This is a genomic window from Streptomyces thermovulgaris, assembly GCF_002155915.1.
In the GTDB taxonomy this organism is placed as follows: Bacteria; Actinomycetota; Actinomycetes; order Streptomycetales; family Streptomycetaceae; genus Streptomyces; species Streptomyces thermovulgaris.
Window position 1 is genome coordinate 1 of sequence record NZ_MUME01000500.1, and the last position, 2,651, is coordinate 2,651.

Here is a 2,651-nt window from a genome sequence, read left to right on the forward strand (position 1 = left end):
TCCACGACCGGCAGTTCGCCCGCGTCATGCGCGAGGGCGAACTGCCGGTCGTGGACGCCGAACTGGCCGAGAAGTGGGGCGAGCAGCCGCTCGCCGCATGCGGGGTGCTGGTGAACTTCGCCCTCGTCCGGGCCACGGACGTCGTCCTCGACCCGGACGAGCTCGAGCCGCGCGAGAGCGACTACCCCGAGCCGGACGACCCCGGGCTGCTCGACGCGGTCGACGTGTGGTGCGAGGACCTGCTCGACCGGTTCCCGGACACCCCCGTGCCGCCGGTCGCCACCGAGATCGTGGCGGTACGGGACCTGGACCTGGTGGACGACGACCGGTGGCCCGAGGCCCTCGCCCTGCTGTCCCGACCGCCGCTCAGGGACGCCCTCGTCCAGCCGGTGCGGGTCCTGCTGCCCGACGGCAGCCACGAGACCGTCCGCCCGTACACCGCCTGGTGGCTGCGCGGCCATCCGGTGCTCGACGGGCGCCGCCCGGCCGGTCTGCGCGCCTCCGGCTCCGACCCGCTGCTGCGCGGCCTGTACGACGAGGCGGACGCCACCGGCTTCGACGACGAGCAGGTGCTGCGCGCGCTGGGCGTGCGCACGAGCGTCGCCGCCCTGCTGGACGAACCGGGCGGCGCCGCCGAACTGCTCGACCGGCTCGCCGACCCCAAGCGCCCGGTGACCCCCGCCCAGCTGCACGCCCTCTACGGCCATCTGGCCGAGCTGGACCCGGAGCAGGTCACGCTGCCGGACGAGCTGCGGGCCGTGGTGGACGGCCGGGTGGAGGTCGTGGACGCCGCCGACGCCGTGGTGTGCGACTCCCCGGACCTGCTGCCGTTCACGACCGGGGTCCCGCTGCTGCCCGTGCGGCCCTCCCTGGCCGCCGAGCTGGCCGAGCTGTTCCAGGTACGGCGGCTGAGCGAGTCCGTCACCGGCGAGGTCGACTCCGAGGGCACCGAACACGACGTGCCGGAGTCGGTGCGCGTGCTGCTCGGCCCCCGCACCCCCGCCACCTACGTCGAGCACGAGGAACTCGTCGTCGACGGCGTCGAGCTGGACTGGCGCCTGACCTCCGACGGCGTGGTGCACGCGGCGACCCTGGAGGGCGTGGCCGCCGGTCTGGCCTGGGCGGCCGGCCAGTGGCCCCGCCGCTTCGAGGTGGCGGCGCTGCTGGAGGACCCGTCCCGGACGGAGGAGCTGGCACGGGACCGCTGGTTCGACTGACGGACGCTCACAAAAACTTCATCATCCGTACAACCCTGTGCGCCGGTCGTGGATCTGATCTTGTGAGTCGGACAGACTCCACGACCACTCGGGCCCCGCGCCGGCGACAAGCCTTTGGGGGACGGCCAGAGCCGGGGCCCCTTCTCCACTTGGGGAGCACATGCGCATACGAGCCACTGTGGCCGCCGTCTCCGGCGCCCTGGCCCTCTCCGCTCTCGTCGCCCCGGCCGCGCACGCCGACGAGCTGGTGGGAGACACCAAGATCTCCAACGTCGTGGTGAACGGCGGCAAGCCGGTTGTGGTCGCCGCGACGGGCTCCAAGAGCGTCACCGTCACCTTCACCGCCACGGACAACTCCGGCATCGCCTGGGCGCAGCCGATCCTGTACCGCGGTCCGGACATCGACCGGGCCGAGACCGGGGCGATCGCCAACAGCAGCGACGGCACCGCCAAGTGCACCAAGGTCAACGCCACGACGTCGACCTGCAAGGCCACGTTCACCCTGAAGCAGCGGTACAACCTCATCAACGAGGTCGCCGGCAGCTGGAAGGTGTGGGCCGTCGTCGCCGCCAAGGACGGCGACTACGTGCAGAAGGACAACGCCAAGAGCTTCAAGGTCCAGCGTCTGTCCAAGCTGACCGTCAACGCCTCGCCGGAGCCGGTGAAGAAGGGAAAGACCATCACGGTCACCGGCAAGCTGACCCGCGCCAACTGGGACACCGGCACGTACGCGGGCTACAGCGGCCAGTCGGTGAAGCTGCAGTTCCGCAAGAAGGGCACCAGCACCTACAAGACGCTGAAGACCGTCAAGACGAACTCCAAGGGCGACCTCAAGGCCACCGTGAAGGCCAGTGCCGACGGCTACTACCGCTACAGCTTCGCGGGCACCTCGACCACCCCGGCGGTCAACGCCGCGGGTGACTTCGTCGACGTGAAGTAAGCGGCGTCGGACCCTGGGGTGTCGCCCGGAGCGGATCGGCACCGGTGACTGGTGCCGATCCGCAGGACACCCCCTTCAGCGGGCCGACGGCCGACTCGGTCCGCTCGGCGCCCCGTCCAGAGCGTGCGAGGGAAGTGGGCGGGGCGCTTCCGCCCCGGTGTTTCGCCGGCAGTGGCATTCTTGGCCGGTGTTCTCATCCGATCCTGTGGGTGCCGTGTTCTTCGATGTCGACGGCACGTCCCCGGTACGAGTTCATCGGTCTTTCTGGCCGGCTTCCTCGGTCATCGCGACGAGCTGGCCGCGGCCGAGGCGGCCTACGCCTCCGGTGCCCTGGACAGCCGGCAGGCCTGAGAGCTGGACGCGGCGGGCTGGGCGGGGGTTCCCGAGGATCGGGTCTTCGCCTGGCTCGACGGACTTCCCCTGGTCTCGGGCATCACGGAGACCGTGGCCTGGTGCCGACGGAACGGGCTAGTTGTTCTGTCCACGGAGGTTGG

Annotated in this window: 1 protein-coding gene and 2 pseudogenes; all 3 read left to right on the plus strand. The window is 71.1% G+C overall.

The annotated features are described in order from the left end of the window. A pseudogene (locus CCN35_RS26785) lies at positions 1–1,217 on the plus strand (sacsin N-terminal ATP-binding-like domain-containing protein); the annotation flags it as partial. Between the two features lie 160 nt (positions 1,218–1,377). Then, entirely contained in the window at positions 1,378–2,157 is a 780-nt protein-coding gene (locus tag CCN35_RS26790) for a calcium-binding protein (protein ID WP_086794634.1), read from the plus strand. Between the two features lie 187 nt (positions 2,158–2,344). Continuing rightward, positions 2,345–2,651, plus strand: a pseudogene (locus CCN35_RS29830) (HAD family hydrolase); the annotation flags it as partial.

Coding starts and splice junctions, on each gene's coding strand:
- CCN35_RS26790 (WP_086794634.1), top strand. CDS start 1,378: ATGCGCATACGAGCCACTGTGGCCGCCGTCTCCGGCGCCCTGGCCCTC.